Raw genomic sequence first — 24,563 nt, forward strand, 5'->3', positions numbered from 1 at the left:
GCGGGTACTTCATTCCGTGACCTCAGGCCCACGCGCTCTCGTGACCAATGACGACGGCATCGAATCACCCGGGCTGGCCGTGCTGGCCGATGTGGCCGCCGGCGCCGGGCTGGACGTCGTCGTCGCCGCCCCCGATCGGCAGTACTCCGGGGCCTCGGCCTCGGTGACGGCCGTCCAGGAACAGGGACGCACGGTGACCGAGGAGCGTCCGCCGCTCGCGGAGGCTCCCGCCCACGCCGTGCGCGCGGCGCCGGCGCACATCGTCGTCGTCGCCCTGCACGGCTGGCTCGACCCACCCCCGGAGCTGGTCCTGTCCGGTATCAACCGGGGTGCGAACGTGGGGCGGGCGGTGCTGCACTCGGGCACCGTCGGGGCGGCGCTGACCGCCGGTCTGCAGGGGGCCCGGGGCCTCGCGGTGTCGTTGGACGTGCCGCTCGGGTCGACCGAACCCGAGGACTGGGACGCGGTGCGCGGCCACGTCGAGCAGCTCCTGCCGCTGCTGCGTGACAGCGCGGCCGGGTCCACGTTCTCGCTCAACGTGCCGGACCGGCCCGCCGGGGAACACCGCGAGCTGCGCAGCGCCCCGCTCGACCCGGAGGGCTCGGTGCGGACCCTGGTCGAGGAGTCCGGGGTGGACGGTGTGCTGTTGCGTGAGGTCGGGACCGACCGGCCACCCGAGCCGGACACCGACCGGGCGCTGCTCGCCGAGGGCCACCCCACGCTGACCGCGCTCGGCGGCCTCTGCGAGGTCGCGCCACCGGTCCTGCCGGGCGCCGGAGCCGCCCGGTGACCGGCGGGCAGCGGGTCACGGTGCTCGCGCCGTCCCCGATCCTCACCGTGACCGTCGAGGACCGCGCCGGATCGGCCGAACTGCACGTGCACGCGGGTGGCCAGGGTGTGTGGCAGGCCCGGATGCTCGGCTCGCTGGGCACCTCGGTGTGCCTGTGCGCGGCGCTCGGCGGGGAGACCGGGCGCCTGCTCGAGCAGCTGATCGCGGTCGACGGCGTCGAGCTGCGGACGGTGCACTCCGCCGCCCGCAACGGTGGCTACGTGCACGACCGGCGCACCGGCGCCGAGCGGGTCGAGATCGCCACCGAGGACGCCGCGCCGCTGGACCGCCACGAGCTCGACGGCCTCTACGAGCTGACCCTCGCGTCCGGGCTGGAGTCCGGGACGGTGCTGCTCTCCGGCCCGCAGGCGGACTCGGTGATCCCCGCATCGCTCTACCGGCGCCTCGCGCACGACCTCACCGCGAACGACGTCCGGGTGGTCGCCGACCTGTCCGGCGACCGGCTCGAGGCCGTCATCGACGCCGGCGTGGACCTGCTGAAGGTGTCCGACGACGAGCTGGTCGAGCACGGGCACGCCCCGTCGACCGAGCTCGGCGACCTGGTCACCGCGCTGAAGGACCTCCAGTCCCACGGCGCGCGCCGGGTGGTGGTGAGCCGGGCGGGGGAGCCCGCGCTGGCCTACGACGGCGAGCGGATACTCGTCGTGACCCCGCCGCCGGTCGAGGCCGCCGAGCCCCGGGGAGCCGGCGACTCACAGACCGCGGGGATGACCGCCGGGCTCGCGGCCGGTGACGACTGGGAGTCCGTGCTGCGGACCGGTGCGGCGTGCGGAGCGCTCAACGTCGTCCGGCACGGGCTGGGCACCGGCGGGGCGGACACCGTGGAGGTGCTGGCCGAGCGGGTCGGCCTCGCCCCGCTGGAGTGACCGCCGCGGCTGAGGTCTCTCGGTGCTGAGGTTCGTTCCGCAAGCTTCTCTCACTCCGCGGAGCCGGGTTCGGCCATCCGGCCGTGCATCGCCGCCTTCGCCGACTCCGGCAGGACCGAGTTCGCCGCGCCCTGGGCCCGGGTCGACGGCGAACTCGCCACCACCTTCTCCCGACCGGCGAGCATCGCGTCGATACCGTGGCGGGCGACCTGCGCCGGGGTCGCCTCGGCCCCTGCCGCGCGGAACTCGTCCACCGCCGGGTCGAGCTCGGCGTCCTCCGCACACACCACCAGGTCGTATCCGCGGCCGGCGAGGTCCAGTGCGAGTTGCCGCCCGATGCCCGACGACGCGCCGGTGACCAGCGCAAGTGGCTTCTCATTGTCTCCCATGGCATCCGCCTACCCGCCACGTGGCAGCCGGAACGCGCGGAGCGGCCCCGGCCGGACGAGGCCGGTCGGGAGCGCCGTTTGGGTCGCCCGTCCGGGTGGTATCGCGACGACACGCGCGCGGCGACCGCCGGGCGGGATCTCCAGAAGGGACCCGGAGCGACGATGTCCTCCACCACTTCCTCCACCACGGACCAGCAGCGTGAAGCGGACACCGTCCGCTCCGCCCCGGACCGCGGTGGGCACCACGTGCCCACCCTCGACGACGTCGACCGTGTCCTGGCCAGGCTCAGCGAGCACCTGAGGTCGCCCGACCTGGAGCCCACCGCCCGGGAGCACATCAGCGACGACATCGACGCCCTGCTCGAGCGGCGCCGATGGTTCACGGTGCTCGGCCGCGACTCGACGCCCTCCTGAGCTGCTGGTCGCCGGGGCGGTGTGTGGCCGGCCCGTGACCGGGTATCCATCGTTGACGAGGAACCCGACACCGGAGGTGACGTCGTGCCGCAGGCATGGAACGACAAGCGGGAACGTCAGTACGAGCACATCAAGGAGCAGACCGAGGAACGCGGCAGCTCCGAGAAGCGGGCCAAGGAGATCGCCGCCCGCACGGTGAACAAGGACCGTGCGCAGGAGGGCGAGTCCCGGGAGGCGAGCCGGACCTCGACCGACGACGTCTCACCCGAGCACCGGGGCGGTAAGCGGTCCGGTCGCCGTGAAGGGCCCATGGGCCGGACCAAGGAGCAGCTCTACGCCGACGCGCAGCGGGCCGGCATCTCCGGCCGGTCGTCGATGAACAAGGACGAGCTGCAGTCCGCACTGAAGCGGAGTTGATCCCGGGACGATCTCCCGGTGTACCCCGCGGCGTGGCGGGTACCTGCCGGTGATGACCGAGCAGCCGGTGATGACCGAGGACGACCGCACCCGCGACCCGTGGGGCCCGCGGACGCCGCACGCCGCCGGCACCGCCTGGCCCGAACGGGTGGACCGGCACCTGCGTGACGGTGTGCGCGCCGAGGACGTCCAGCGCTGGGTGCGGTCGGCCTGCGTGCTGTGCAGCAACGGCTGCGGGCTCGACATCGGAGTGATCGACGACGAGATCGTCGGGGTCCGGGGCCGGGCCGACGACCGGGTCAACCGCGGCCGGTTGGGGCCGAAGGGGCTCTACGGCTGGAAGGGCCAGACCCGCGACCGGCTCCTGCGCCCCCTGATGCGCGACGACGACGGCCACCTGGTCGAGGTCGACCACGAGACCGCGATGCGGGCCGTGGTCGAGCGGTCCCGGTCGCTGCTGGAGCGCCGTGGCGGGCTCTCGCACGGTTTCTACACCTCGGGTCAGCTGATGGCCGAGGAGTACTACACGCTCGCGGTGATCGGGAAGGCCGGGCTCGGCACCCCGCACATGGACGGCAACACCCGGCTGTGCACGGCGACCGCGGCCGCGTCGATGAAGGAGAGCTTCGGCACCGACGGGCAGCCGGCCAGTTTCGACGACATCGAGCACTGCGACGCGCTGTTCCTGTTCGGACACAACGTCGCCGAGACCCAGACCGTGCTGTGGGCACGGATGCTCGACCGCATCGAGGGTGCCGACCCACCCGCCGTGGTCTGCGTCGATCCGCGGCGCACCGAGGTGGCCCGCCGCGCGACGGTGCACCTCCCGGTCCGGCCGGGCACCAACGTCGCCCTGGTCAACGGGCTCACCCGGGAACTGATCCACCGTGGCGCCGTCGACGACGACTGGGTCCGGGTGCACACGATCGGCTACGACGACCTGGCCGCGGTCGTGGAGCCCTACGATCCCGCACGGGTGGGCGAGATCTGCGGGATCGACCCGGGCGACCTCCGAGCGGCCGCGGACGTCTTCGCGCAGGCACGGGCACCACTGTCGACGGTTCTGCAGGGCTTCTACCAGTCACACCAGGCCACCGCCGCGTCGGTCGGGGTGAACAACCTGCACCTGTTGCGCGGCATGATCGGCCACCCCGGCGCGGGCGTGCTGCAGATGAACGGCCAGCCGACCGCGCAGAACAACCGGGAGTGCGGCGCGGACGGCGACCTGCCCGGGTTCCGCAACTGGGACAACGAGGAACACGTCGCGGAGCTGGCCGAGCTGTGGGACGTCGACCCGATCACCATCCCGCACTGGTCGCCGCCCACCCACGCGATGCAGCTGTTCCGCTACGCCGAACAGGGGTCGATCGAGTTCCTCTGGATCGCCGGCACCAACCCGGCGGTCTCGATGCCCGACCTCGACCGGATCCGCAACATCCTGTCCTCCCCGGACTGCTTCGTCGTCGTCTCGGACGCCTACCCGACCGAGACCACGGCACTGGCCGACGTCGTGTTCCCCGCGGCGCTGTGGGGCGAGCGCACCGGCACGTTCACCAACGCCGACCGCACCGTGCACCTGTCGGAGAAGGCGGTCGACCCGCCGGGCGAGGCACGCAGCGACCTCGATCTGTGGCTCGACTACGCCCGGCGGATGGACTTCCGCACGCGCTCCGGGCGGCCGCTGCCGTGGTGGCGCACGCCGGAGGAGACCTTCGACGAGTGGGTCCGGGCGACCCGCGGACGGCCGTGCGACCAGAGCGCGCTCAGCTACGAGCGACTGCGGGAGCGCTCGGGGATCCAGTGGCCGGTGACCGCCGACGCCCCGGACGGCACCGCACGCCTCTACACCGGCGGTGAGTTCAACACCTACACGGACCGCTGCGAGACCTACGGTCACGACCTGCTGACCGGCGCCACCGTCACCCGCGAGGGTCACCGCGCACTGCGGGCGGACGGGCGCGCGGTGCTCAAGGCCGTCGAGCACACCGCCCCGCCGGGGGCCCCGGACGGCGACTTCCCCTTCCGGCTGATCACCGGCCGCACCGTCCACCACTTCCACACCCGCACCAAGACCGGCCGGGTCGCCGAGCTCGAGGCCGCCGCGCCGCGCGCCTGGGTGGAGCTGTCCGCCGCCGACGCCGACGAGCTCGGTGTGCGGGCCGGCGACACCGTCCGGGTCTCCACCCCCCGCGGGAGCCTCGACCTGCCGGTGCGGATCACCGAGGTGCGGCCCGGCACCGTCTTCGTACCGTTCCACTACGGCGACCAGGCGGCCAACGAGCTCACCCTCACCGCGTGGGACCCGGTCTCCAAGCAACCGCAGCTGAAGCTCACCGGCGCCCGCGTCGACGTCATCGACCCCGAGAACCGGTAGGGAGCGCACCGTGGGACTGGCCGTCTACCTGGGCATGCTGCACGCGGCCGAACAGACCCTGGCCGAATCCTGGCGGCTGGTCGCCGACGGGCACGCCGCGGAGGCCGACCTGCACCATCTCGGCCACCAGCTGGGTGGTCGGGCCGACGCCCGCGTCGACATGCTCGCACCGCTGACCGAGCGCTACGGCGAGCGCTATGACGACGAACCCGAGCGCCTCGAGGCACAGGGGCTCGGCGCGCTGCGCTCCGGCCCGGTCGGGCTGCTGCGCGACCTGCAGGACCTGTACCTGCTCGCGTCCTTCGTCGCGATCACCTGGGATCTGGTCGGGCAGGCGGCACAGGCCACCCGGGACCGCGAGGCCATCGACGCCGTCGCCCACGCGCAACCTCAGGTGCGCAACCAGATCGCGTTCTTGCGTACCCGGATGGAACAGGCCGCCCCGCAGGCACTGGCCGGCTGAGAATGCACCGCGGACGGACGGGTGTGTGGATCGGGAGGCGTCCGTGGGTACTGCAGTGACATGACCGGGACCGAAGTGGAGAAGGAGTGTGGGCTCCCGCGGCCCGCCCGGGTGAGCGTGCCGGCGCGCGCCGCCATCGGGTGGATGCGGCTGCAGCGGATGTCGGCGTTCTACGACGACGCCGCGACCATGCGCGACCAACTGGCGTCGCACCAGGACCCGACGCTGACGCGGCCACCGCGCTGGGTACGCGCCACGACCGACGTGGCACACGACACCGTCGACGGTCACGACTGCTGGACCCTGCGCGCGCCGCGCGGGAAGCGGTCACCCGTGCACGTGCTCCACCTGCACGGCGGCGGCTTCGTCGAGCAGCCCGGTCACCACCACTGGGGTCTGGCCCGCTGGCTGGTCCACCGCCTCGGCGCGACGGTCACGCTGCCCATGTACCCACTGGCGCCCGGGGCGGACCACCGCGAGATCTGGCCGGTCGCCCAGCACAGCTACGAGCGGTTCCTGTCGTCCCGTCCCCCGGAGGACCGGATCGTGCTCGGCGACTCCTGCGGCGGTGCGCTGGCGCTCGCCCTGGCACAGCTCCTGCGGGACCGCGACGAGCCCGTACCGTCGCGGATCGGCCTCTTCTCGCCGTGGCTGGACCTGGGGGTGACCGACCCGCTGTCGGCCCGGATCGCGCCGCACGACCCGGTGCTCGGGATCGAGGGCCTCCGCCAGGCCGGGCAGTGGTACGCGGCGGGTACCGCCCTCGACGACCCGGAGATCAGCCCGGTCGACGCCGACCTGCGCGGTCTCGGCCGGATCGCGGCGTTCGTCGGCACCCGTGACCTCCTGCTGGCCGACGCGCGACGGCTGAAGCTCGATGCCGAGGAGGTCGGGCAGGACATCGAACTGCACGAGTACCCGGGCATGTTCCACAACTGGATCATGCAGCCGCTGGTGCCCGAGGCGCGGCCCGCGCGACAGCATCTGCTCGACTTCCTGCGCTCCTGACCGAACCGGGGATTGACTCGGCCACAGCCGGGTAACAGATGACCATGAGATTCCAGGTGACGGATGCACGGCGCGCCCTTCCCGGCGCGGACGACCTGCGCCACCTCGGCGACGACCTGTGAGAGGGACGGACATGGACGACCAGGTGCTGACCATCGCCGTCCCGGGGCTCGACGACCACAACCGTGAGGTCCTCGAGCGGCTGCCGGAAGCGGACCGGTACCGGTTCGTGCCGGTGCTGACGATCGAGGAACTGCAGTACGGCGACGAGATCCCGGTGCTGGACCTGCTGGAGAAGGCGAAGATCGAGCTGGACCGGGTGGGCCCGGTGCACGGCGTCATCGGGTTCTGGGACTTCCCGGTGAGCACGATGGTGCCGCTGCTGTGCGAGCACGCCGGGACCCCGGGCCCGTCGCTGGACGCCGTGCTGCGCTGCGAGCACAAGTACTGGAGCCGGCTCGAACAGCGCGAGGTGATCGACGAGTACCCGGCGTTCGCGCTGGTGGACCCGGATGTGGACGACCGGCCCCCGGAGGGGGTGCGCTTCCCGATGTGGGTCAAGCCGGTCAAGTCGTTCTCCTCCGCTCTGGCGTTCCGCGTCGAGGACGCCGACGGGTTCCGCGACGCGGTGAGCCGGATCTCCGAGGACATCGGCCGGGTCGGCGAGCCGTTCGCCGAACTGCTGGCCAAGGTCGACCTGCCGCGCGAGATCGCCGACGCCGGCGGGCGGGTTTGCGTGGCCGAGGAGGCCGTCGAGGGCCGGCAGATCACGCTGGAGGGCTGGGTCGGGGACGGCCCGCTGCACGTGCTCGGCGCCGTGGACACCGTGAACCGCGACGACGTGCCCAGCCAGGACCGGTTCGTCTACCCGTCCTCGGTCGCCGACGCCGTGGTGGAGCGGATGTCGCAGGTCACCGACAAGATCGTGCGCCGGGTCGGCCTGAAGCACACCACGGTCAACGTCGAGTTCTTCTGGAACTCCGACACCGACCGGCTCACCGTCCTGGAGGTGAACCCGCGGCACTCGCAGTCGCACGCGGAGCTGTTCGCCGACGTCGACGGTGCCCCGAACCACCGCGCGATGGTGCGTCTCGCGTCGGGTCAGGCCCCGGAGATGCCGCGCCGGGAGGGTGAGCACGCGATCGCGGCGAAGTGGTTCCTGCGCCGGATGAGTGACGGCGTCGCCCGCCGGGTACCGACACAGGAGGAGATCGAGGAGGCCGAGCGGTCGGTGCCGGGTGTCACGGTCGACGTGATCGTCGACGAGGGGGACCGGCTCAGCGAGCTCCCCGACCAGGACAGCTACAGCTACAAGATCGCCAACATCTACGTCGGCGGGAGTGATCCGCAGGAGCTGGCCGACCGGTACCGGCGCTGTACCGAGCTGCTCCCGTTCGAGTTCGACGAGTAAGGGGACGAGGTTGCGCACGATCGACCCGGAGGACCTGCCGCTGCCGGTGAAGTGCGAGGACACCCGGATCCCGCTGGCCGACGGCACGACGCTGGCCACGCGGATCTGGCGTCCGGAGAGCGCCGACGCCGTACCCGCGGTGCTCGAGTTCATCCCGTACCGGCTGCGGGACATGACCGCGGTCCGCGACTCGATGCACCACCCCTATCTGGCGGGGCACGGGATCGCCGGCGTGCGGGTGGACCTGCGCGGCAGCGGCGACTCGGACGGCGTGCTCGCCGACGAGTACCTGGCGAAGGAGCTCGACGACGCCGAGGAGGTGCTGGCGTGGCTTGCGGAGCAACCGTGGTGCTCCGGGCGGACCGGGATGATGGGCATCTCCTGGGGTGGGTTCAACGCACTGCAGGTCGCCGCCCGCCGCCCGGAGTCGCTGGGGGCGATCGCCACGGTCTGCTCCACCGACGACCGCTACAGCGACGACGTGCACTACATGGGCGGCTGCCTGCTCGGGGACAACCTGTCCTGGGCGTCGGTGATGCAGTCCAACAACGCCCTGCCACCCGACCCGGACGGCGTCGGCGACAAGTGGGAGGACATGTGGCTGCAGCGGCTGCAGGGCAGCGGTCTCTGGGCGGAGAAGTGGCTCCGACACCAGCGCCGTGACGACTACTGGCGGCACGGGTCCGTGTGCGAGGACTACGACGCGATCCAGATCCCGGTACTGGCCGCCAGCGGATGGGCCGACGGCTACTCGAACGCGGTCTTCCGGCTGCTGGAACACCTCGACGTGCCACGCCGGGGCCTGATCGGTCCCTGGTCGCACACCTACCCGCACCTGGGCCAGCCCGGGCCCGCGATCGGGTTCCTGCAGGAGCTGGTGCGGTGGTTCGGACGCTGGCTGGCGGACGAGGAGAACGGGGTCGACGAGGGCTGCTCGCTGTGCACCTGGATGCAGGACACCGTGCCGCCGTCGACCGCCTACGAGGACCGTCCGGGGCGGTGGGTCGCCGACCCGTCGTGGCCCTCGCCGCACGTCACACCCGAGGAACGGCCACTGCTGCCCGGCCGGATCGGCGAGCCCGGTGACACCGGCCCGGAGGTCGAGCAGACGGTGAGCTCGCCGCTCTCGGTCGGCCAGTTCGGCGGGAAGTGGTGCTCGTACAACGCACCCCCGGACCTGCCCTACGACCAGCGGGAGGAGGACGGCGGCTCGCTGGTCTTCGAGACCGAGCAGCTGCGCGCCCCGGTGGAGATCCTCGGCGCGCCGGTGCTCGACCTGGAGGTCACGGCCGACGCCCCGGTCGCGATGGTGGCCGCCCGGCTGTCCGATGTGGCGCCGGGCGGACCCGCGACCCGGGTCACCTACGGGCTGCTCAACCTCACCCACCGGGACTCGCACGCCGAGCCCGCGCCGCTGGAGCCCGGGAAGCGCTACCGGGTGCGGGTCGAGCTGAACGGTGTCGCGCAGTACTTCCCGCCGGGGCACCGGATCCGCATCTCACTGTCCACCTCGTACTGGCCATTGGCCTGGCCGCCGCCGGAACCGGTCCAGCTGGCCGTGACGACCGGCCGGTCGTCACTGACGCTGCCGGTGCGCGACCCCGAGGCTCCCGACGCCGGAGCGTTCGAGCCGGCGGAGGGCGTCACCCCGCTGCCGGTGGAGCAGGTGCGTCCCGGTGAGCAGCGCTGGGAGGTGCGCCGGGACCTCGTCGACTACGTCTCGGAACTGCTGGTGGTCAAGGATCTCGGCCGCAAGCGCTTCCCGGACGGGCTGGAGGTCGACCAGCGGGTCGAGGAGCGCTACAGCGCTCGTGGCGACGACCACGACTCGGTGCGCGGTGAAGTGGAGTCCACTGTGACGTTCCGTCGCGGCGACCACGAGACGAGGTCGGTCACCCGGACCGTCCAGACCTCCGACGCGAAGAACTTCTACCTGCACGCCACGGTCGACGGCTATCGGGGCGAGACGCGGATCGCCTCCGTGGACCGGACGACGTCGCTGCCCCGGGACCTGGTCTGAGCTCCGGCATCTGGTCCGGGGCATCTGGTCTGGCTCCCGGGACCTGATCCGGCTCACGGGCTCCGGCTCCGGTGCGCGCCGGAGCCGGGTCAGCTGTTCACCCGGCCGCGTTCAGCCTCACTCGGCCGCGTTCATCCGAGTACCCGTTCATCCGGGCACCACTTCATCCGAGGACCACGGCCGGGCCGGACTGGTCCCCGGGGCTCAGGTCCGCGCGCGCCTCGGCGGCGAGGTCACGCAGCTCGGTGACGGTGAGGTGCTTGCGCAGCACCGGCAGCCGCCGGCTCTCGACGCCCTCGATGTGGTGGCGGGTCGACGCGGCCAGCCGGCGCAGCAGGTCTCCCGCCTCGGGGGAGCCCGGTCCGGCGTCGATCAACTCGCCGACCAGCTGCTCGAGCTGCTCGTGTTCCTCGGTGTCGGCCTGCGCGCACCGGTCGCCGTCGTCCAGGTGCCGGCGCAGCACCGGGTGCAGCAGCCGCTCCTCGGCGGCGCAGTGCCGGCGGACGGCGTTGAGGGCCCGCAGCGCCAGATCCGACCGCTGTGGACCGTGATCGGCCGCAGCGGCGTGGTCGAGCAGGTCGAGCAGGGTGCGATGGTCGTCCGCGAGGACGTCGACCAGGTCATCGTGTCCGGGTGTCACGAGGGCCGTATCACCGGTGTCGTAGCGATCAAACCCGGTCGTGGGCCCGCGGGCCTCCCCCCGCGGAGCCCGAGCGCGGCCCTCACTCGCGGAGCCGGAACGCGGCTCGCGGCCCTCACCCGCGGAGCGTGAGCGCTCCGCCCAGCTGACCGTCGACTCGCCGACCGGTGGTGGCCCGGCCCGGTCAGGTGGTGATCACCCGTTCAGTGCCGATGCGTGCCATCGTCGGCACCGATCGGCACTGAAGCGACGATCACCTGCGAAAGCCGGGGCTGATCGCGGGGCGCATCCCGCCGGGCGATGGGATGCGCAGTGGGACGCGCTGCGCCGGTATGTCGACCGCGCGGCCGCCGCTTTCGGGGGCAGTACTGGTGGTGCGTGATCGTGTCGCGGGCACCCCGTTCGACCGGATGACCGGCGAGGGCCCGGACACGCGGCGGGTGGAGCCCGGCCCCGGTCGCGGTCCGGGACCGGGGCCGACCGAGCCGGACCTGCGGAGCTGTGGCTGAGGGAGACAGTTGGCGGCAGTTCGCGGCGCCGCGGCGTCAGCGGTCCGAAACTGTCGGACCTCGAATGTATGTTCGCCTTATGTCGGCGACGGGGACTCCCGAAGGCCTGGCGGATACCCCGCCGGGCCCGGCCCTGTGCGCGTTGCTCGCCGGCCTGACCCCGGACCGGCTCCCGAACGACGACGTCGTCGATGCACTGCAGGCCTGGCGGCGGCTGCGGTCCTATGCCGATGCCCATGAGCTGGCGATGATGGCGGAGGTGGGCCGCTGCGACCCGCACGCCCCCTCCGGTACGGCGGTCCGGCTGGTGGAGCCGGATCCGGAGTGTGGCCGGGAGATCGCCACCGCGCTCACCCTGACCGAGCTGACCGCCTGGCGTGAGCACGCGTTGGCCGAGATGCTGGTGCACCGGCTGCCGGACGTGCACGCCGCCCTGGCCTGCGGGGACATCGACCGCGGGAAGGCCAGGGTGTTCGCCGATCTGCTCGAGCCGCTCAGCGACGCGCAGATCGCCCGGGTTTGCGCGGCGTTGTTGCCCACGGCTTCGGGTCTGACGACCGGTCAGCTCCGTGCCCGCATGCAGCGCATGGTGATCGCGATCGACCCGGACGCCGCCCAGCGCCGCTATCGCAAGGCGCTCAGCGAACGGCGCGTGGTCTGCTATCTCGACGACACCGGCACCGCCACCCTCTCCGCGATCGGGCTGGACCCGGGTGCCGCGCAGGCTGCCTGCGAACGCCTCGACGCCCTGGCCCGCGACGTGCGTGCGGCCGGGCATCCGGATCCGCTGCCGCGCATCCGCGCCGATCTGGCCACCGCCCTGCTCGACGGCAGTGTCCACGCCCTGAGCCACGACCAGATCATCGCCACGATGCTCGCCCGCGCCGCCGCCGCCGCGACCGACGACCAGACAGAAGGCGAGCGCGAGGGCGACGACACCGGTCACGGTAATGGCGACGGTGCTGGTATCGAGGTCGCTCGCCGCACGGCCGGAGGCCCCGACGACGGTGGCAGCGATGATGGTCGTGGCGACTGCGCTACCGGCAACGGTGATACCGGTGACGGCGCACCCGGTGACGGTGGCGCCGGTGACAGTGGGCTCGGTGGCGGTGGCTCGCACGGTGATGCTGATGCCGGCGGGCTCAGCACCGACGACCTCCACAACGACGGCAGCGACCTCGGCAGCGATGACCCGTGCGGTGAGCGCTCCGGTACCGACGACCCGGCCGGTGCGGACTCCGGCACGGATGACCCGGGCGGTGCGGACTCCGGCACCGATGGCCCGGGCGGTGCGGACTCCGCTACCGATGGCCCGGGTGGCGATGACCCCGGCACCGACGACCCGGGCGGCGACGGGCGCGACACCGACGGACCTGGCGGCCCCGACGGCCCGGACAACAACGGGCCGCAGAACCCCGACAACGGCCCCGCCGGTTCCGCTGGCCCCGGTGGTCGTGGCGCGGAAAGGGCCCGGCCCGGCATCGAGGTCCGGGTACGGCTGTCCACCCTGCTGGGCCACGACGACCACCCCGGCGAGATCCCCGGGCTCGGGCCCATCCTCGCCCCCACCGCCCGCGCCTGGACGGCCCGCCTACGCCACGCCGAATGGCGCTTCGCGATCACCGACCCCGACGGCTACCTGATCCTGGCCGGCACCACCCGCCGGCGCCCACCCCGGCAGCCCGAGCATCCACTGATCCGCCAGGCCCACGGTGGCGTCGTCGAACTCCAGGTCCCCGCCGACCTCCTCGAACAACTCGCCGTGCACCCGCCGGCCGGGTGGGCCCCGTTGATCGCCGACCTGACTACCCAGTACGCCCAACGCGACCAGCTCCACACCGACCTCGACGAGCACCCGGACAACCGGTTGCCGCACTCGGCGCTGCGCCGCCACGTCGAGATCCGCGACCGCACGTGCTCGTTCCCGGGGTGCCGCCGCTCGGCCCACAAGGCCCAGCAGGACCACACCGAGGAGCATCAGCACGGCGGCCCGAGTGTGACCGACAATCTGGGCCCGTTGTGCATCCTGCACCATGCGATCAAGACCACCGGGCGCTGGCGCCTGGAACAGCCCGCACCCGGGTCCTTTCGATGGCAGAGCCCGCTGAAGCGGATCTACTGCACCCGCGGCGAACCCGTATGCCCGCCCGTGCCCGAACCGTTACCCGAGCCCGTCGGTCCCGAACCGGCGCCCGCGCCCCCGAGCCGGGTCCAACGCGAAGCCGACGCCCTTCCCACCTATCCCACCGCACCCGCGGCGGCGACCGTGCCGGTCCCGAGCACTCCGACGACCGGCCGCGGCCCGCCCGACGACGAGCCACCATTCTGAACCGCGAGGTACCGGCACCCGGTCGAAACACCCGCGGGACGGGCTGCCTCGCGTTCCGCGGAACGCTCCGCCTGGCGGCACCGCGTTCCGCGGATCCCCCGGGGCCGGGCCTCCGCTGCCCGAGATCCATCACAGAGCGCTGTCACGCGGTACGCAGCAGCCTCCTCACGGTTCACGGTTCACGGTTCACGGTTCACGGTTCACGGCTCACGGCTCGCGGCCCGCTGTCCACCGCCCGCGGCCCACCCCACCCCGCCCGCGGCCCGCGGCCCACCGCCCGCGGCTCACCCGCGGAGCCCGAGCGCGAGGTCGACGGCGGCGCCCAGGTCGGGCGCGACCCGGGCCGTGCGGTGGGCGCTACGGACCTCTTCGGGTCGGGTGCGCGCGGTGGGGACCAGTACCGCGCGGGCCCCGGCGGCCCGGGCCGCGTCCACGTCCGCGCCGGTGTCGCCGATGAGCACGCAGTCCCGGGCCCGTACGCCGAGCGCCCGGGCGGCTGCCTGCACCATGCCGGGCTCCGGTTTGCGGCAGCCGCAGCCGCCGGTCTCGTCGTGGACGCAGATCTGCCAGGTGCCGAACGGACCGAGCAGGTCCTGGACCCGGGCGTTCACCGCGATCAGGGCGTCCGGAGTGATCAGTCCCCGGGCCACACCGGACTGGTTGGTGACCACCCCGGTCGCGACGCCGGCGGCACGGACCCGGTCGAGCGCCGCGGTGGCGCCGTCGACCGGCTCGACCCGGTCCGGATCGTCGCAGTAGGGCACGTCGTGGACGAGCGTGTCGTCGCGGTCGAACAGGATTGCGGCCGGCAGCCGGTGGGCACGCAGTTCCCCGGCGATCCGGTGCCCGACGGCGGCGGGCGGGATCAGCACGCTGGTCAGGAGCATCGTCGCGACCTCGGCCGGGGTGCGAGGTCCGGGCCGGATCCGGCGGACGGCGAACGCCGCGGTCGATCCCGCCCAGACCCCGGCGGCGGTGCGGGCGGTGCGGCGGAACCCGGCCGCGCCCGCGACGACGGCGAGCGCGGCGGCGGCGGTGGTCAGCAGGTGGGTGCGGAGCATGCCCCGCCCGGCGCCGGTGGCGTCGCGCCAGCCCGGACCGTGCTTGCGGCGCATCCGGGCGTCGTCGGCGTTCCCGGCCTGCGCGCGGACGCTCGCCAGCGGCCCACCGGAGCGGGCCGGGTGGGCGGTGACCCGGTCGCCGTCGATGATCCGGTACCCGGCGGCGAGCACCCGCAGCGCCAGGTCGGCGTCCTCCCGGTAGGCGCGGGGGAAGCCCTCGTCGAACCCGCCCACGGCCGCCAGCGCCGCGGTCCGGTAGGCCATGTCGGCAGTGATCCACCGGGCCGTGGCGAGCCCGGCGGTGTTGCGCTCGGCGTCGGTCGGACGCCGGTGCGTGGGCAGCGGGACGGCGATACGGGCCTGCACGGCGCCGACCGTCTCCGTGGCGCGGGTGAGGTCGGCGGCCAGCGCGGCAGGCCACCCCGCTCCGGGTTCGACGTCGTCGTCGACGAAGGCGACCCAGCCCGGCGCCGCGGCCCGCCATCCGGCGTTGCGGGCGGCGGCCGGGCCGCGGCCGCCGGTGCGCAGCACACGGACCGGCGGGGCCTGGTCCCGCGGCCGCACCCCCGGCAACGGTGTGTCCGGGACCGGGCGGTCGTCGACCACGATCACCTCGCGGACGCCGGCGCCGGGTGCGCAGCCGGGTGCGCAGATGTCGTCCAGGACCCGTGCGAGCCGTGCCCGTCCGGTGGTCGGGACGACCACGCTGACCGGCTCCGCGGCCGTCACCGGCGCACCACGCACCGGCACACCACGCACCGGCACACCACGCACCGGCACACCACGCACCGGCACACCACGCACGGGCACGCGGCCCGGTTACGGAGCAGCGCTCGTCCGGCGGGACCGTGGAATGCGGCGTTCACCCCGAGGGCGCGCATCGCACCTCCTGATCGTCGACTTGTCCGGCCGCGGTCCTCCTACCCTCCGCAGTCGGGCACAAACGCCGGCCCAGGACGTCGCTACGCAGCGGAGTCGGCCGGGGTCCGCGGTTTCCGGCCGGGGTCGGGCATGGCGGGGCCGGGACGGGGTAGCCGGGCGGCCGTGCGGATCGTGGTGGCCGGATGGCCGAGCTTCATCGACGGCGAGGCGACGGCGGGTGACGTGCTGGCGATGGCACAGGCCGCCGAGGCGCTGCGCGGGCCGGGGCGCCGGGTCGAGCAGCTGTTCAGCCCGGTGCTGGACGCGGCGGCGGAGTCCGCGACGTCGGTGGACCCGCTGGGCTGCTCGCTCCTGGTGTTCGCCTGCGGCCCCGTCCGCGGGCGCCAGGTCGCCGAGCTGCACGAGCGCTTCGCCGGGGCCCGGCGGATCGCGGTGGGTGTCTCCGTCCCGGACCCTGCCGACTCGGCCGCCACCGGGTTCCACCGGATCCTCGCCCGCGACACCGGCGGGTCAACAGCGGCCACCGCCGACCTGTGCCGGCACTGCCCGGATCCGGTGCCGGTCCCGGTGGTGGGCGTGGTGCTGGCACCCGGCCAGCCCGAGTACGGCGCGCGGCGCAGGCACGACGGCGTGCACGCGGCACTCGAGGACTGGCTGACCGGTCTGGACGCCGCCCGGCTCCCGCTGGACACCCGGATCGACCCGCGCGACTGGCGCCACGCCGCCACCGCCGACCAGTTCCGCGCGGTGCTGTCCCGGCTCGATGTCGTCGTGACCACCCGGTTGCACGGCCTGGTGCTCGGGCTGGGCGCCGGGGTGCCGGTGCTGGCCGTCGATCCTGTCGCGGGCGGGGCGAAGGTCGCCGCACAGAGCAGCGTGCTCGGCTGGCCGGTGCTCGACGCCGACGAGGTGACGGGGCCGCAGGGCCGCGCCGTCCTCGAGCGGGCCTGGCGCTGGTGCACGGGCGCGGCGGGCCGGGCCCGCACACTCGCGGACGGCACCGGCGCGGATCCCGTGCTGGAGGCACTGCGGGAGGAGGCCGCGGCGGTGTGAGTGCCGCCCGCTACGCCGGGCGAGCTGTCGGGGAGTGGTCCTGCGGTGCGTCGGTCCAGGTGGCCGGGTGCCGCCCCGCGACCACGCCGTCCAGCACCTCGTCCCAGCGCCGCAGGAACTGCTCCAGTCCGAAGTGCTCCAGCACGTGCGCCCGCGCCGCCGCACCGGCGGCCGCCGCCCGGGCCCGGTCGTCGGCCAGCCGGCGGGCTTCCTCGACGAGCTCGGCCACCGACGTGCCGACCGCCCCGGCCGCGGGCGGCACCGCGACCGCGGCCTCGGCCGTCGCCGGGACCACCACGGGCATCCCGAGCGCCATCGCCTCCAGCAGCGACAGGCCGAGCGACGTCCAGCGGGCGGTGTGCAGGTAGAGGCGGCGCTGCGTCATCCGGCGGTGCAGGTCGGCCTGACCGACGTCGCCGAGACCGCGCACGTCCGCCCCCGCCGGCGGCCCGAGGTCCGCGGCGCCCACCCCGTCGGTGCCGATGCCGAACAGGTCCACCGGCAGCGCCGCACCGAACCGGGGGAGCAGGTCGCTGCCGGTGACCCGGCCGCGGCGCACCGGTTCGTTGATCAGCGCGACCGCGCGGCGCAGCTCGCCGGTCCACTGCCGGCCGGGATCGGCGATGCCGTGCGGCACCGTCGTCGTCGGTGCCTCGCCTGAGTCCCACATCAGCTCGTTGAAGTGCGTGACGTGCACCAGCGGCACGTCCGTCCGGTCGGCGATCGGGTGCCGGGACCGGGCTGCGTGCTCCGGGGGCGCGTTGTGCTCGACGTACACCGCGGGCACGTCGACCCCGGGGCGGCGGCCCAGCCAGCCCTCGGCGAGCGCGACCTCCTCCGGGCGCTGGAGCACGACGAGATCGACGTCGGTCTCCGCCAGCTCCGCGGCCGGAACATCACGAGCCGTCGCGGGCCAGTCCCGGCCGCAGCGGCCCCGGCCCCACGGCCCGCCGCCGGGCAGTACCGGCAGCAGGTAGTGGTGCGGGCCGGCCACGAACGAGCCGGTCCAGGACCCGTGCACGTGCCACAGCAGGATCCGCAGCGGCCTCATGCCGCGGCCCGCGACAGTCCGAACCGCAGGGCGTAGGGGTTCAACCCCCGTGGCAGCTGCGCCTCGGCATCGAAGGACTCCGGCGGCAGCAGCACCGCGTGGTGGTCCTCCAGCAGCGTGGCGAGCACCGTCGAGGCGACGAACAGCACGAGTTCGCGGCCCGGGCACGCGCCGTGCCCACCGCTGAACGGGGTCAGCATCCAGTCCTCGGCCGCGCTCCCGTCGAGCCACTGGTCCACGTCGAGCCGGTCGGCGTCGGCGCGGCGACGGTCGTCGCGGTGCAGGAACCAGGTCGGCACCAGCAGCGAGGTGCCGGCGGCCAGCTCCCCGCCGACCCAGCTCGTGTCCGCTGTGGACTCGCGCAGCAGCAGCGGCGTGGTCGGCCACAGCCGCGTCGATTCCAGTACGGACGCGCGCAGCACCGGCAGCTCGGGCGGGCCGCCGGCCGGCGCGGCCGCCATCTCCCTCCGGGCCCGCCCGCGGACGTCCGGATGGGTGGCGACCAGCGCCAGTGCCCGCAGCGTCACCGCCGCGCCCGGATCCCACGCGAACAGCCAGTGGCCGATCTGGTCCTCCGGGGCGACCGCGCCGTCCGGGTCCGTGGTCCGGGCGATCCGCGCGGCGAGGCTGCCCTCCTCGGCCCGGTCCAGGTGCCGGCGCACCCCGGCGGCGAAGCGCTGCTGCAGATCGTCGCGGCGCGGAGCCAGGAACGACCAGTCCCGCGCCGGCGCAACCGGGTCAGGAGATCGGTCAGGTCGTGGTCGTCGCGGGCGCCGTCACCGAGCACGATGCGGCGCACGATCCGCCACCACGTGGTGACGAACCCGTCCCACCCGAGCGCGCCGGTCCGGGTGGCGCCGTCGCGCAGCGCGGCCGTCTCGGCGCGGGCGACCGCGGCGATGTGCGACGCGTCGGCGTGCAGCGGTGACCCGGTGTCCAGCACGGACTCGGTGAACCGGCGCCGCTCGGCACGGGCGTCGCCGTGCGAGATCAGCACGCCGTGCGGCTGGAACTGGCGCAGCGCCCCGCGCTTCTCCCAGGAGGCAGGCGCGAACGGTTCCGGACCCTCGGTCAGCACTCGCCGGACACCGTCGGCGTCGAGCACCAGCGCGGCGGGCCGCCCGGGCAGCGGCACCCGGACCGGGCCGTCGCCGTAGCGGTCGCGCAGCTCCTGCAACAGCCGGACCGAGCGGTCGTCGGTGCCGGCCTTCCCGGCCGCCGCGACCACCCGCGGACGGCGGGCGATCACCCCCTGCGCGCCGATCGGGCCCAGCGCGCCCCCGACCAGCCGGGCGGTGTCCGCGGGGGAGAGCGCGGGGAGCGCTCCCGGGCCACCGGCCGCGGGCCGGGCCGGCTCGGGGTGCATGGCGGGGGACGGGGGAGTGGACATGCCCCGTCGCTACCCGCCGTAGGGCCGTTTCATGCCGCAGGTTTGGACATCGGCCCAGCGGCGATGCGCCGACGTGCGCATCTCCATGGTCTCCGAACACGCCAGCCCGCTGGTCGACCCCGGCGGGCCGGACGCCGGCGGGCAGAACGTGCACGTGCGCGAGCTGGCACTGGCGCTGGGCCGGGCCGGGCACGACGTGACCGTCTGCACGCGGCGGGACGACCCGGCGCCGGCCGAGGTCGTCGAGCTGGCCCCGTCGGTGCGGGTCCGGCACGTACCGGCCGGGCCGCCGGAGCCACTGCCGAAGGACGAGCTGGTCGACCACATCCCGGAGCTGTCGGCGGGTCTGGAACGTGCCTGGGGCACCGACCGGCCGGACGTGGTGCACTGCCACTTCTGGATGTCCGGCTGGGCCGCGACAGGTCCGGCCCGGCGGCGGGGGACACCGCTGGTGCAGACGTTCCACGCGCTCGGCTCCGTCAAGCGCCGTCACCAGGGCGCGGAGGACACCAGCCCGGACGGCCGGATCCGGGTGGAGTCGGCGGTCGCCCGCCGCGCACACGGGGTGATCGCCTCTTGCCCGGACGAGGCCGCGGAGCTGCTGCAGCTCGGCGTGCCGCTCGCCTCGATCGACACGGTGCCGTCCGGGGTGGACACCACGATGTTCGTCCCGGACGGGCCGGTGGCCGCGCGGGGCGACGCGCCCCGGTTGCTGGTCCTCGGCCGTCTGGTCCGCCGCAAGGGCGCCGACGAGACGGTGCGGGCGCTGGCCGGCGTGCCGGGTGCCGAGCTGGTGATCGCAGGCGGCGGCGCCGACCCGGATACCGATCCCGATGTGGCGCGGCTGCGCCGGCTCGCCGACGAGGTCGGGGTCCGGGACCGGGTGCGGTTCATCGGCGCGGTCCGCCGGGACGCGGTGCCCGCGCTGCTGCGCTCGGCCGACGTCGTCGTCTGCGCCCCGTGGTACGAGCCGTTCGGCATCGTCCCGCTGGAGGCGATGGCCTGCGGACGACCGGTCGTGGCCAGCCGGGTCGGCGGTCTGCAGGAGACCGTCCGGTGTGGCCGGACCGGCCTGCACGTGCCGCCGCGTGACCCCGGGGCGCTGGCGGAGGCGTTGCGGGCCTTGACCGGTGACCCCGAGCGGGCCGCGTCGCTGGGCGCGGCCGGGCGGCGCCGGGTGGTGGAGGGGTACGCCTGGGACCGGATCGCCGAGCGGACGGCCGCGGTCTACCGGGTCCGCCCGCCGCCGCGCCGCAGTGGCCGCAGCGGCCGCGCAGGGGGCGCACCGGACCGCTCCGTCGTTCCCGGCGGACCGTTCCGACGCCGTGCGGGTGCTGCCCGGCGGTGCCGCCGCCGGCTGAACCCGGCTCAGCCGCTGCGCAGCACGGGGCCGATGAGCTCCCGCCACGGGCCCAGGTCGACGTAGTCGCGGAACGACGAGATCAGCCCGGAGGGCTCGGTCTCCAGCACCCCGTTGCACGCCACCGCGTACTCGTGGCCGTCGATGACGAACCGGTCGACCCGCTCCAGCCAGGCCCTGCGCTCGGTGTAGCTCGCGGTGACGATCTCCCACCGGACCCGCTCGGAGCGGTTCAGGATCGGGGCGAGCATCGCCTCGACCCCGGCCGGGCCGACCGCGGGCGGGTGCGGGACGTTCGCGTACCCCGCGTCCGGCGCGAAGCAGGCACCGGCGGCGCGGGCGTCCCGGGCCTCGACCGCGGCGAGGAACCGGGCCGCGGCCGCGCGGGCGTCCGCCGTCATCCGCTCGTCACCCACCCGATCGCACGCCGCACGATCTCCCGGTGCTCGGGCACCGCGTACGACGGCGGGTGGTGGCCCAGCGCGTCGTAGACGACCCGGCCACCGCCGTGCTCGCGGGCCCAGAGCATCGGCTGGACCGCATCGGTCGCCGGTGTCGCGGCGGTCGCGAGCGCGGTGAGGCCGGGTGCGGTCCGCAGGTCGGAGTAGACCTCGTCGACGATGGTGAAGTCGTCGATGCCGTCGACCACGGGATGCCCCTCGCCGACCGTGACGTCGATCGGCGGCCCGAGCGGCGGATGGTGCGAATGTCCCCACTCCCACCGGGCGCCGAGCGTGTCCGCCCAGCCGGGCCAGTCGTCGAAGCAGAGCGTCGCGGTGTGCATCGCGAGCACGCCGCCGCCCGCGGCGAGATGGCGGCCGAGCGCCTCGCGGGCCCGCGGCGACGGGCTGGCGGCCTCCACCTCGGCCTGCGCCCGGTACCGCTCGGGCGTCCCGGCGCAGGTCATGGTCCACCGCAACGCGTTGACCACCAGCAACGCCGCGCCCGGCAGGTCCTCCAGCGCCGAGTCCACACCGGACGTTCCGGTGTGGACTCCGACGTCGAACCCGGCGCCGGCCAGCAGCTCGGTCAGGCAGCCGGTCGTCGCGGGGAAGTCGTGGGTCAGGCCCCCGGAGAGCAGGACCGCGCGCACACCCACCTCCTTCCGCTCGGTACCCGGCTCACGAGGATGCCTGCTCGGCGTGACCGGTCGCCACCGTGCCGGCGCCGCCGTGCTCCGCGGCCCACCGCACCGAATCCACGATCATCTGGTACCCGGTGCACCGGCAGAGGTTGCCCTCGATCCCGGCGCGGATCTCGGCGTCGTCGGGGGAGGGGTTCTCCAGGAGCAGGCCGGTCGCCGCCATCACCATGCCCGGCGTGCAGTACCCGCACTGCAGCCCGTGGCAGGCGCGGAAGCCCTCCTGCACCGGCGACATCTCGTCGCCGTCGGCGAGCCCCTCCACCGTGAGGATCTCCGACCCGTCGGCCGCCACGGACAGCACCGTGCACGACTTCACGGTCACCCCGTCGAGCAGCACCGTGCAGGCCCCGCAGCTCGAGGTGTCGCACCCGACGTGCGTGCCGGTCAGCCCGCGGGTGTCGCGGAGGTAGTGCACCAGCAGCTGGCGGGCCTCGATCTCGTCCTCGCCCGGCACGCCGTTGACACTGATCCGGACCTTGTGGTGGGACATGTCAGCTCCCGTTCGCGGTGTTCAGCAGTGCCCAGACCTTCGCCGGGGTGCAGGGCATCTCCACGTCCCGGACCCCGAGGTGGGACAGCGCGTCGACGACGGCGTTCACCACGGCCTGCGGGGCCGCGGTGGCACCGGACTCGCCGAGTCCCTTGGCCCCCAGCGGGTTGAACGAGGTCGGGGTGACGAGGTGGTGGGTCTCGTACGGTGGCAGATCCTCGGCGGCAGGCACCGTGTAGGTGACCAGGTTCCCGGTGCGGGGCTGGCCGTCCACGTCGTAGGAGACCTCCTCGTAGAGGGCCTGGGCGATGCCCTGGGCGAGCCCGCCGTGGATCTGCCCGGTGGCGAGCAACGGGTTGATCACCGTGCCGCAGTCGTCGACGGCGACGTAGCGGGCGATCTCGACGCGGCCGGTCTCCCGGTCGATCTCGACGACGCAGCAGTGCGCACCGGAGGGGTAGGACAGGTTCGACGGCTCGTGGTGGGCGGTCTCCTCCAGGCCGGGGTCGACGCCGTCGGGCAGCAGGTGCGGCTTGAGCGACCGCAGTGCGACCTCGGCGATCGTCACGGTGGGGCCGGTGGTGCCCGCCACCCGGAAGACCCCGTCGGTCAGCTCGACGTCGGACTCGTCGGCCTCCAGCATGTGCGCGGCGATCCGCAGTGCCTTGGCACGCACCTTGCCGGCGGCCTTGAACACCGCCGAGCCCCCGACGGGTGCCCCGCGGCTGCCCATCGTCCCGATGCCCTCCTGCACCGTGGCGGTGTCGCCGTGCAGCAGTGAGATGCGGTCGATGTCGATGCCGAGCTGGTCGGCGACGATCTGCGCGAACGTGGTCTGGTGCCCCTGCCCGTGCGGGCTGGTCCCGACCTTGATCACGGCGGAGCCGTCGGTGGTGAGCCGGACGTTCGCCGACTCCCACCCGCCGACGTAGCCGAACTGTTCGAACAGCGGGGTCGGCCCGAAGCCGCCCATCTCGACGAACGTCGAGAACCCGATGCCGACCAGCGGCGCCGCGGGATCGGCCCGGCGCTCGGCCTGGCGGGTGCGCAGCGCGGGATAGTCGACGTGGCTCAGCAGCAGGTCCAGGCAGCCCGGGTAGTTCGCCTCGTCGTAGACGATGCCCTCGAACTGGGTCGCATACGGCATCTCGTCGGCCCGGATCAGGTTGACCCGGCGGACGTCGACCGGGTCCCGGCCCAGCTCGGCGGCGATCTGGTCGACCACCCGCTCGATCATGAAGGATGCCTCGGGGCGCCCGGCCCCGCGGTACGAGCCGACCGGCGTCGTGTTCGTGACGACGGACCGGAAGCTCGCCGCGATGACCGGGATGCGGTAGCAGCCGCCCGACATGAAGGACGTCAGGGTCGGCAGCCCGATCCCGGTGGCGTCCGGCCAGGCGCCGCAGTCCTGGGTGATCCGCACCCGCAGTGCGAGCAGCCGGCCGTCGTCGTCGAAGCCGACCTCGACCTCGTGGCTCTGGGCCCGGCCGTGCACCATCGAGGTCATGTTCTCGCTGCGCGTCTCGACGAAGCGCACCGGCCGGTGCAGCCGCCGGGACAGCTCGGCGGTCAGCAGGAACTCCGGGTAGCACGACGCCTTCGCGCCGAACCCGCCGCCGACGTCGGGAGCGATCACCCGGACCTGCTCCTGGGAGAGCCCGAACCACTGCGCGATCTCGTTGCGCATGTGGTGCGGGGTCTGCGTGGTCGCGTACAGGGTGAGCCCGGAGTGCTGCCAGTCGGCCAGGCACACGGTCGGTTCCATCGGCACGGCGGCGCACCGCTGGTTGCGCAGCCGGATCGCCAGGCGGTGCGGTGCGGCGGCGAGCTCCTCCTCCGCGTCGGTCGCCGACAGCACCTGCTCGAGCACGACGTTCGAGTCGAGCCCGGGCAGGATCGGCACCGCGTCCGCGGCGGTCGCCGCCGCGACCGAGGCCAGCACCGGCAGGTCCTCGTACTCGACCTCGACCAGCTCGGCGGCGTCGGCGGCGAGGTAGCGGTCGGTCGCGACGACCACGGCCACGCCCTCCCCGACGAAGCGCACCGTGCCGTCGGCGAGGCAGGGACGCTCCATCCCCGGGACGGACCGGGTCGGCGGGAGCCCCGGTAGGTCGTCGTGGGTCCACACGCCGAGCACCCCGGGTGCGACGGCCGCCGCACCCGTGTCGATCGAGGTGATCCGGGCGTGCGCGACGGGGGACCGCACGGTGGCCAGGTACGCGGTACCCGGTAGCCGGATGTCCTCCACGAAGGTCCCGCGCCCGGTCAGCAGCGCCGGATCCTCCTTGCGTACGACCGCGGCGCCGATCATCGACCCCATCCGGACCTCCTCGTCCTCGTGACCCCGTACCCGGGGTTAGAAATCTAGCGTCGCCCGGATCTTCGTCACAAGGGGCCGGAGGACCCTGGCGATCCGGATCGCGGTCCGCGGACGGCGTTGCT

General features: G+C 74.1%; 22 protein-coding genes. 12 read left to right on the forward strand and 10 right to left on the reverse strand.

The window, feature by feature from the left end:
• Window positions 1–40: 40 nt before the first annotated feature.
• Together surE and JOF36_RS11015 are read left to right on the forward strand one after the other, a co-directional pair.
• Entirely contained in the window at window positions 41–790 is a 750-nt protein-coding gene (gene surE, locus JOF36_RS11010; protein ID WP_307862315.1) for a 5'/3'-nucleotidase SurE, read from the forward strand.
• Window positions 787–1,716 (forward strand): 1-phosphofructokinase family hexose kinase, encoded by a 930-nt coding sequence (locus JOF36_RS11015; RefSeq protein ID WP_210026593.1) that lies wholly within the window; start codon window positions 787–789, stop codon window positions 1,714–1,716. Before surE ends, JOF36_RS11015 begins: the two co-directional genes overlap by 4 nt.
• A gap of 50 nt (window positions 1,717–1,766) precedes the next feature.
• Here the strand turns inward: JOF36_RS11015 and JOF36_RS11020 are convergent, their stop codons facing one another.
• Entirely contained in the window at window positions 1,767–2,105 is a 339-nt protein-coding gene (locus JOF36_RS11020) for an SDR family NAD(P)-dependent oxidoreductase (RefSeq protein WP_210026594.1), read from the reverse strand.
• Between the two features lie 162 nt (window positions 2,106–2,267).
• On the opposite strand from JOF36_RS11020, the gene JOF36_RS11025 reads away from it, so the two are divergent.
• The 7 genes from JOF36_RS11025 to JOF36_RS11055 all read left to right on the forward strand — a co-directional run bounded on the left by JOF36_RS11025 (window position 2,268) and on the right by JOF36_RS11055 (window position 10,212).
• Window positions 2,268–2,519 (forward strand): hypothetical protein, encoded by a 252-nt coding sequence (locus JOF36_RS11025; RefSeq protein WP_210026596.1) that lies wholly within the window; start codon window positions 2,268–2,270, stop codon window positions 2,517–2,519.
• 84 nt (window positions 2,520–2,603) lie between these two features.
• Window positions 2,604–2,936, forward strand: coding sequence for a plasmid stabilization protein (locus tag JOF36_RS11030; protein WP_210026597.1), 333 nt, complete (start codon window positions 2,604–2,606; stop codon window positions 2,934–2,936).
• 52 nt (window positions 2,937–2,988) lie between these two features.
• Window positions 2,989–5,310, forward strand: a complete 2,322-nt coding sequence (locus tag JOF36_RS11035; RefSeq protein ID WP_245350789.1) for a molybdopterin oxidoreductase family protein — start codon at window positions 2,989–2,991, stop codon at window positions 5,308–5,310.
• A gap of 10 nt (window positions 5,311–5,320) precedes the next feature.
• A complete protein-coding gene (locus JOF36_RS11040) occupies window positions 5,321–5,773 on the forward strand; it encodes a hypothetical protein (protein WP_210026598.1) in 453 nt (150 codons plus the stop codon).
• 60 nt (window positions 5,774–5,833) lie between these two features.
• On the forward strand, window positions 5,834–6,781 hold the full coding sequence (locus JOF36_RS11045; protein ID WP_210026599.1) for an alpha/beta hydrolase: 948 nt from the start codon (window positions 5,834–5,836) through the stop codon (window positions 6,779–6,781).
• Window positions 6,782–6,914: 133 nt separating this feature from the next.
• Window positions 6,915–8,192: an ATP-grasp domain-containing protein gene (locus JOF36_RS11050; RefSeq protein WP_210026600.1), complete on the forward strand. Its 1,278-nt coding sequence runs from the start codon at window positions 6,915–6,917 to the stop codon at window positions 8,190–8,192.
• 10 nt (window positions 8,193–8,202) lie between these two features.
• Entirely contained in the window at window positions 8,203–10,212 is a 2,010-nt protein-coding gene (locus JOF36_RS11055; RefSeq protein WP_210026601.1) for a CocE/NonD family hydrolase, read from the forward strand.
• A gap of 163 nt (window positions 10,213–10,375) precedes the next feature.
• On the opposite strand, the gene JOF36_RS11060 is transcribed toward JOF36_RS11055, so the two are convergent.
• Complete coding sequence (locus JOF36_RS11060; protein ID WP_210026602.1) at window positions 10,376–10,852, reverse strand: hemerythrin domain-containing protein; 477 nt, start codon at window positions 10,850–10,852, stop codon at window positions 10,376–10,378.
• 588 nt (window positions 10,853–11,440) lie between these two features.
• Between JOF36_RS11060 and JOF36_RS11065 the strand changes: the two genes are divergently transcribed.
• Window positions 11,441–13,690: an HNH endonuclease signature motif containing protein gene (locus JOF36_RS11065; RefSeq protein ID WP_210026604.1), complete on the forward strand. Its 2,250-nt coding sequence runs from the start codon at window positions 11,441–11,443 to the stop codon at window positions 13,688–13,690.
• 284 nt (window positions 13,691–13,974) lie between these two features.
• Here JOF36_RS11065 and JOF36_RS11070 read toward each other — a convergent pair whose 3' ends face one another.
• On the reverse strand, window positions 13,975–15,480 hold the full coding sequence (locus JOF36_RS11070; RefSeq protein WP_210026606.1) for an HAD-IIIA family hydrolase: 1,506 nt from the start codon (window positions 15,478–15,480) through the stop codon (window positions 13,975–13,977).
• 315 nt (window positions 15,481–15,795) lie between these two features.
• Between JOF36_RS11070 and JOF36_RS11075 the strand changes: the two genes are divergently transcribed.
• Window positions 15,796–16,686, forward strand: coding sequence for a polysaccharide pyruvyl transferase family protein (locus JOF36_RS11075; protein ID WP_210026607.1), 891 nt, complete (start codon window positions 15,796–15,798; stop codon window positions 16,684–16,686).
• Window positions 16,687–16,696: 10 nt separating this feature from the next.
• On the opposite strand, the gene JOF36_RS11080 is transcribed toward JOF36_RS11075, so the two are convergent.
• The 3 genes from JOF36_RS11080 to JOF36_RS38835 are packed head-to-tail and all read right to left on the reverse strand — an operon-like array spanning window position 16,697 to window position 19,127.
• A complete protein-coding gene (locus JOF36_RS11080; protein ID WP_210035379.1) occupies window positions 16,697–17,728 on the reverse strand; it encodes a glycosyltransferase in 1,032 nt (343 codons plus the stop codon).
• 5 nt (window positions 17,729–17,733) lie between these two features.
• A complete protein-coding gene (locus JOF36_RS38830) occupies window positions 17,734–18,264 on the reverse strand; it encodes a cytochrome P450 (protein ID WP_307862316.1) in 531 nt (176 codons plus the stop codon).
• Window positions 18,261–19,127: a cytochrome P450 family protein gene (locus tag JOF36_RS38835; protein ID WP_245350790.1), complete on the reverse strand. Its 867-nt coding sequence runs from the start codon at window positions 19,125–19,127 to the stop codon at window positions 18,261–18,263. The genes JOF36_RS38830 and JOF36_RS38835 overlap by 4 nt, the downstream gene beginning before the upstream one ends.
• Before the next feature lie 73 nt (window positions 19,128–19,200).
• Here JOF36_RS38835 and JOF36_RS11090 point away from each other — a divergent pair, with 73 nt between their 5' ends.
• Window positions 19,201–20,553 (forward strand): glycosyltransferase, encoded by a 1,353-nt coding sequence (locus JOF36_RS11090; RefSeq protein WP_210026608.1) that lies wholly within the window; start codon window positions 19,201–19,203, stop codon window positions 20,551–20,553.
• Here the strand turns inward: JOF36_RS11090 and JOF36_RS11095 are convergent.
• The 4 genes from JOF36_RS11095 to JOF36_RS11110 are packed head-to-tail and all read right to left on the reverse strand — an operon-like array spanning window position 20,496 to window position 24,441.
• On the reverse strand, window positions 20,496–20,888 hold the full coding sequence (locus JOF36_RS11095; protein ID WP_210026609.1) for a nuclear transport factor 2 family protein: 393 nt from the start codon (window positions 20,886–20,888) through the stop codon (window positions 20,496–20,498). The genes JOF36_RS11090 and JOF36_RS11095 overlap by 58 nt on opposite strands.
• Entirely contained in the window at window positions 20,885–21,580 is a 696-nt protein-coding gene (locus JOF36_RS11100) for a ThuA domain-containing protein (protein ID WP_210026610.1), read from the reverse strand. The genes JOF36_RS11095 and JOF36_RS11100 overlap by 4 nt, the downstream gene beginning before the upstream one ends.
• A 28-nt stretch (window positions 21,581–21,608) precedes the next feature.
• Entirely contained in the window at window positions 21,609–22,121 is a 513-nt protein-coding gene (locus JOF36_RS11105) for a (2Fe-2S)-binding protein (RefSeq protein ID WP_210026611.1), read from the reverse strand.
• 1 nt (window position 22,122) lies between these two features.
• Window positions 22,123–24,441: a xanthine dehydrogenase family protein molybdopterin-binding subunit gene (locus tag JOF36_RS11110; protein ID WP_210026612.1), complete on the reverse strand. Its 2,319-nt coding sequence runs from the start codon at window positions 24,439–24,441 to the stop codon at window positions 22,123–22,125.
• Between the last annotated feature and the right edge of the window lie 122 nt (window positions 24,442–24,563).

The organism is Pseudonocardia parietis, assembly GCF_017876315.1.
In the GTDB taxonomy this organism is placed as follows: Bacteria; Actinomycetota; Actinomycetes; order Mycobacteriales; family Pseudonocardiaceae; genus Pseudonocardia; species Pseudonocardia parietis.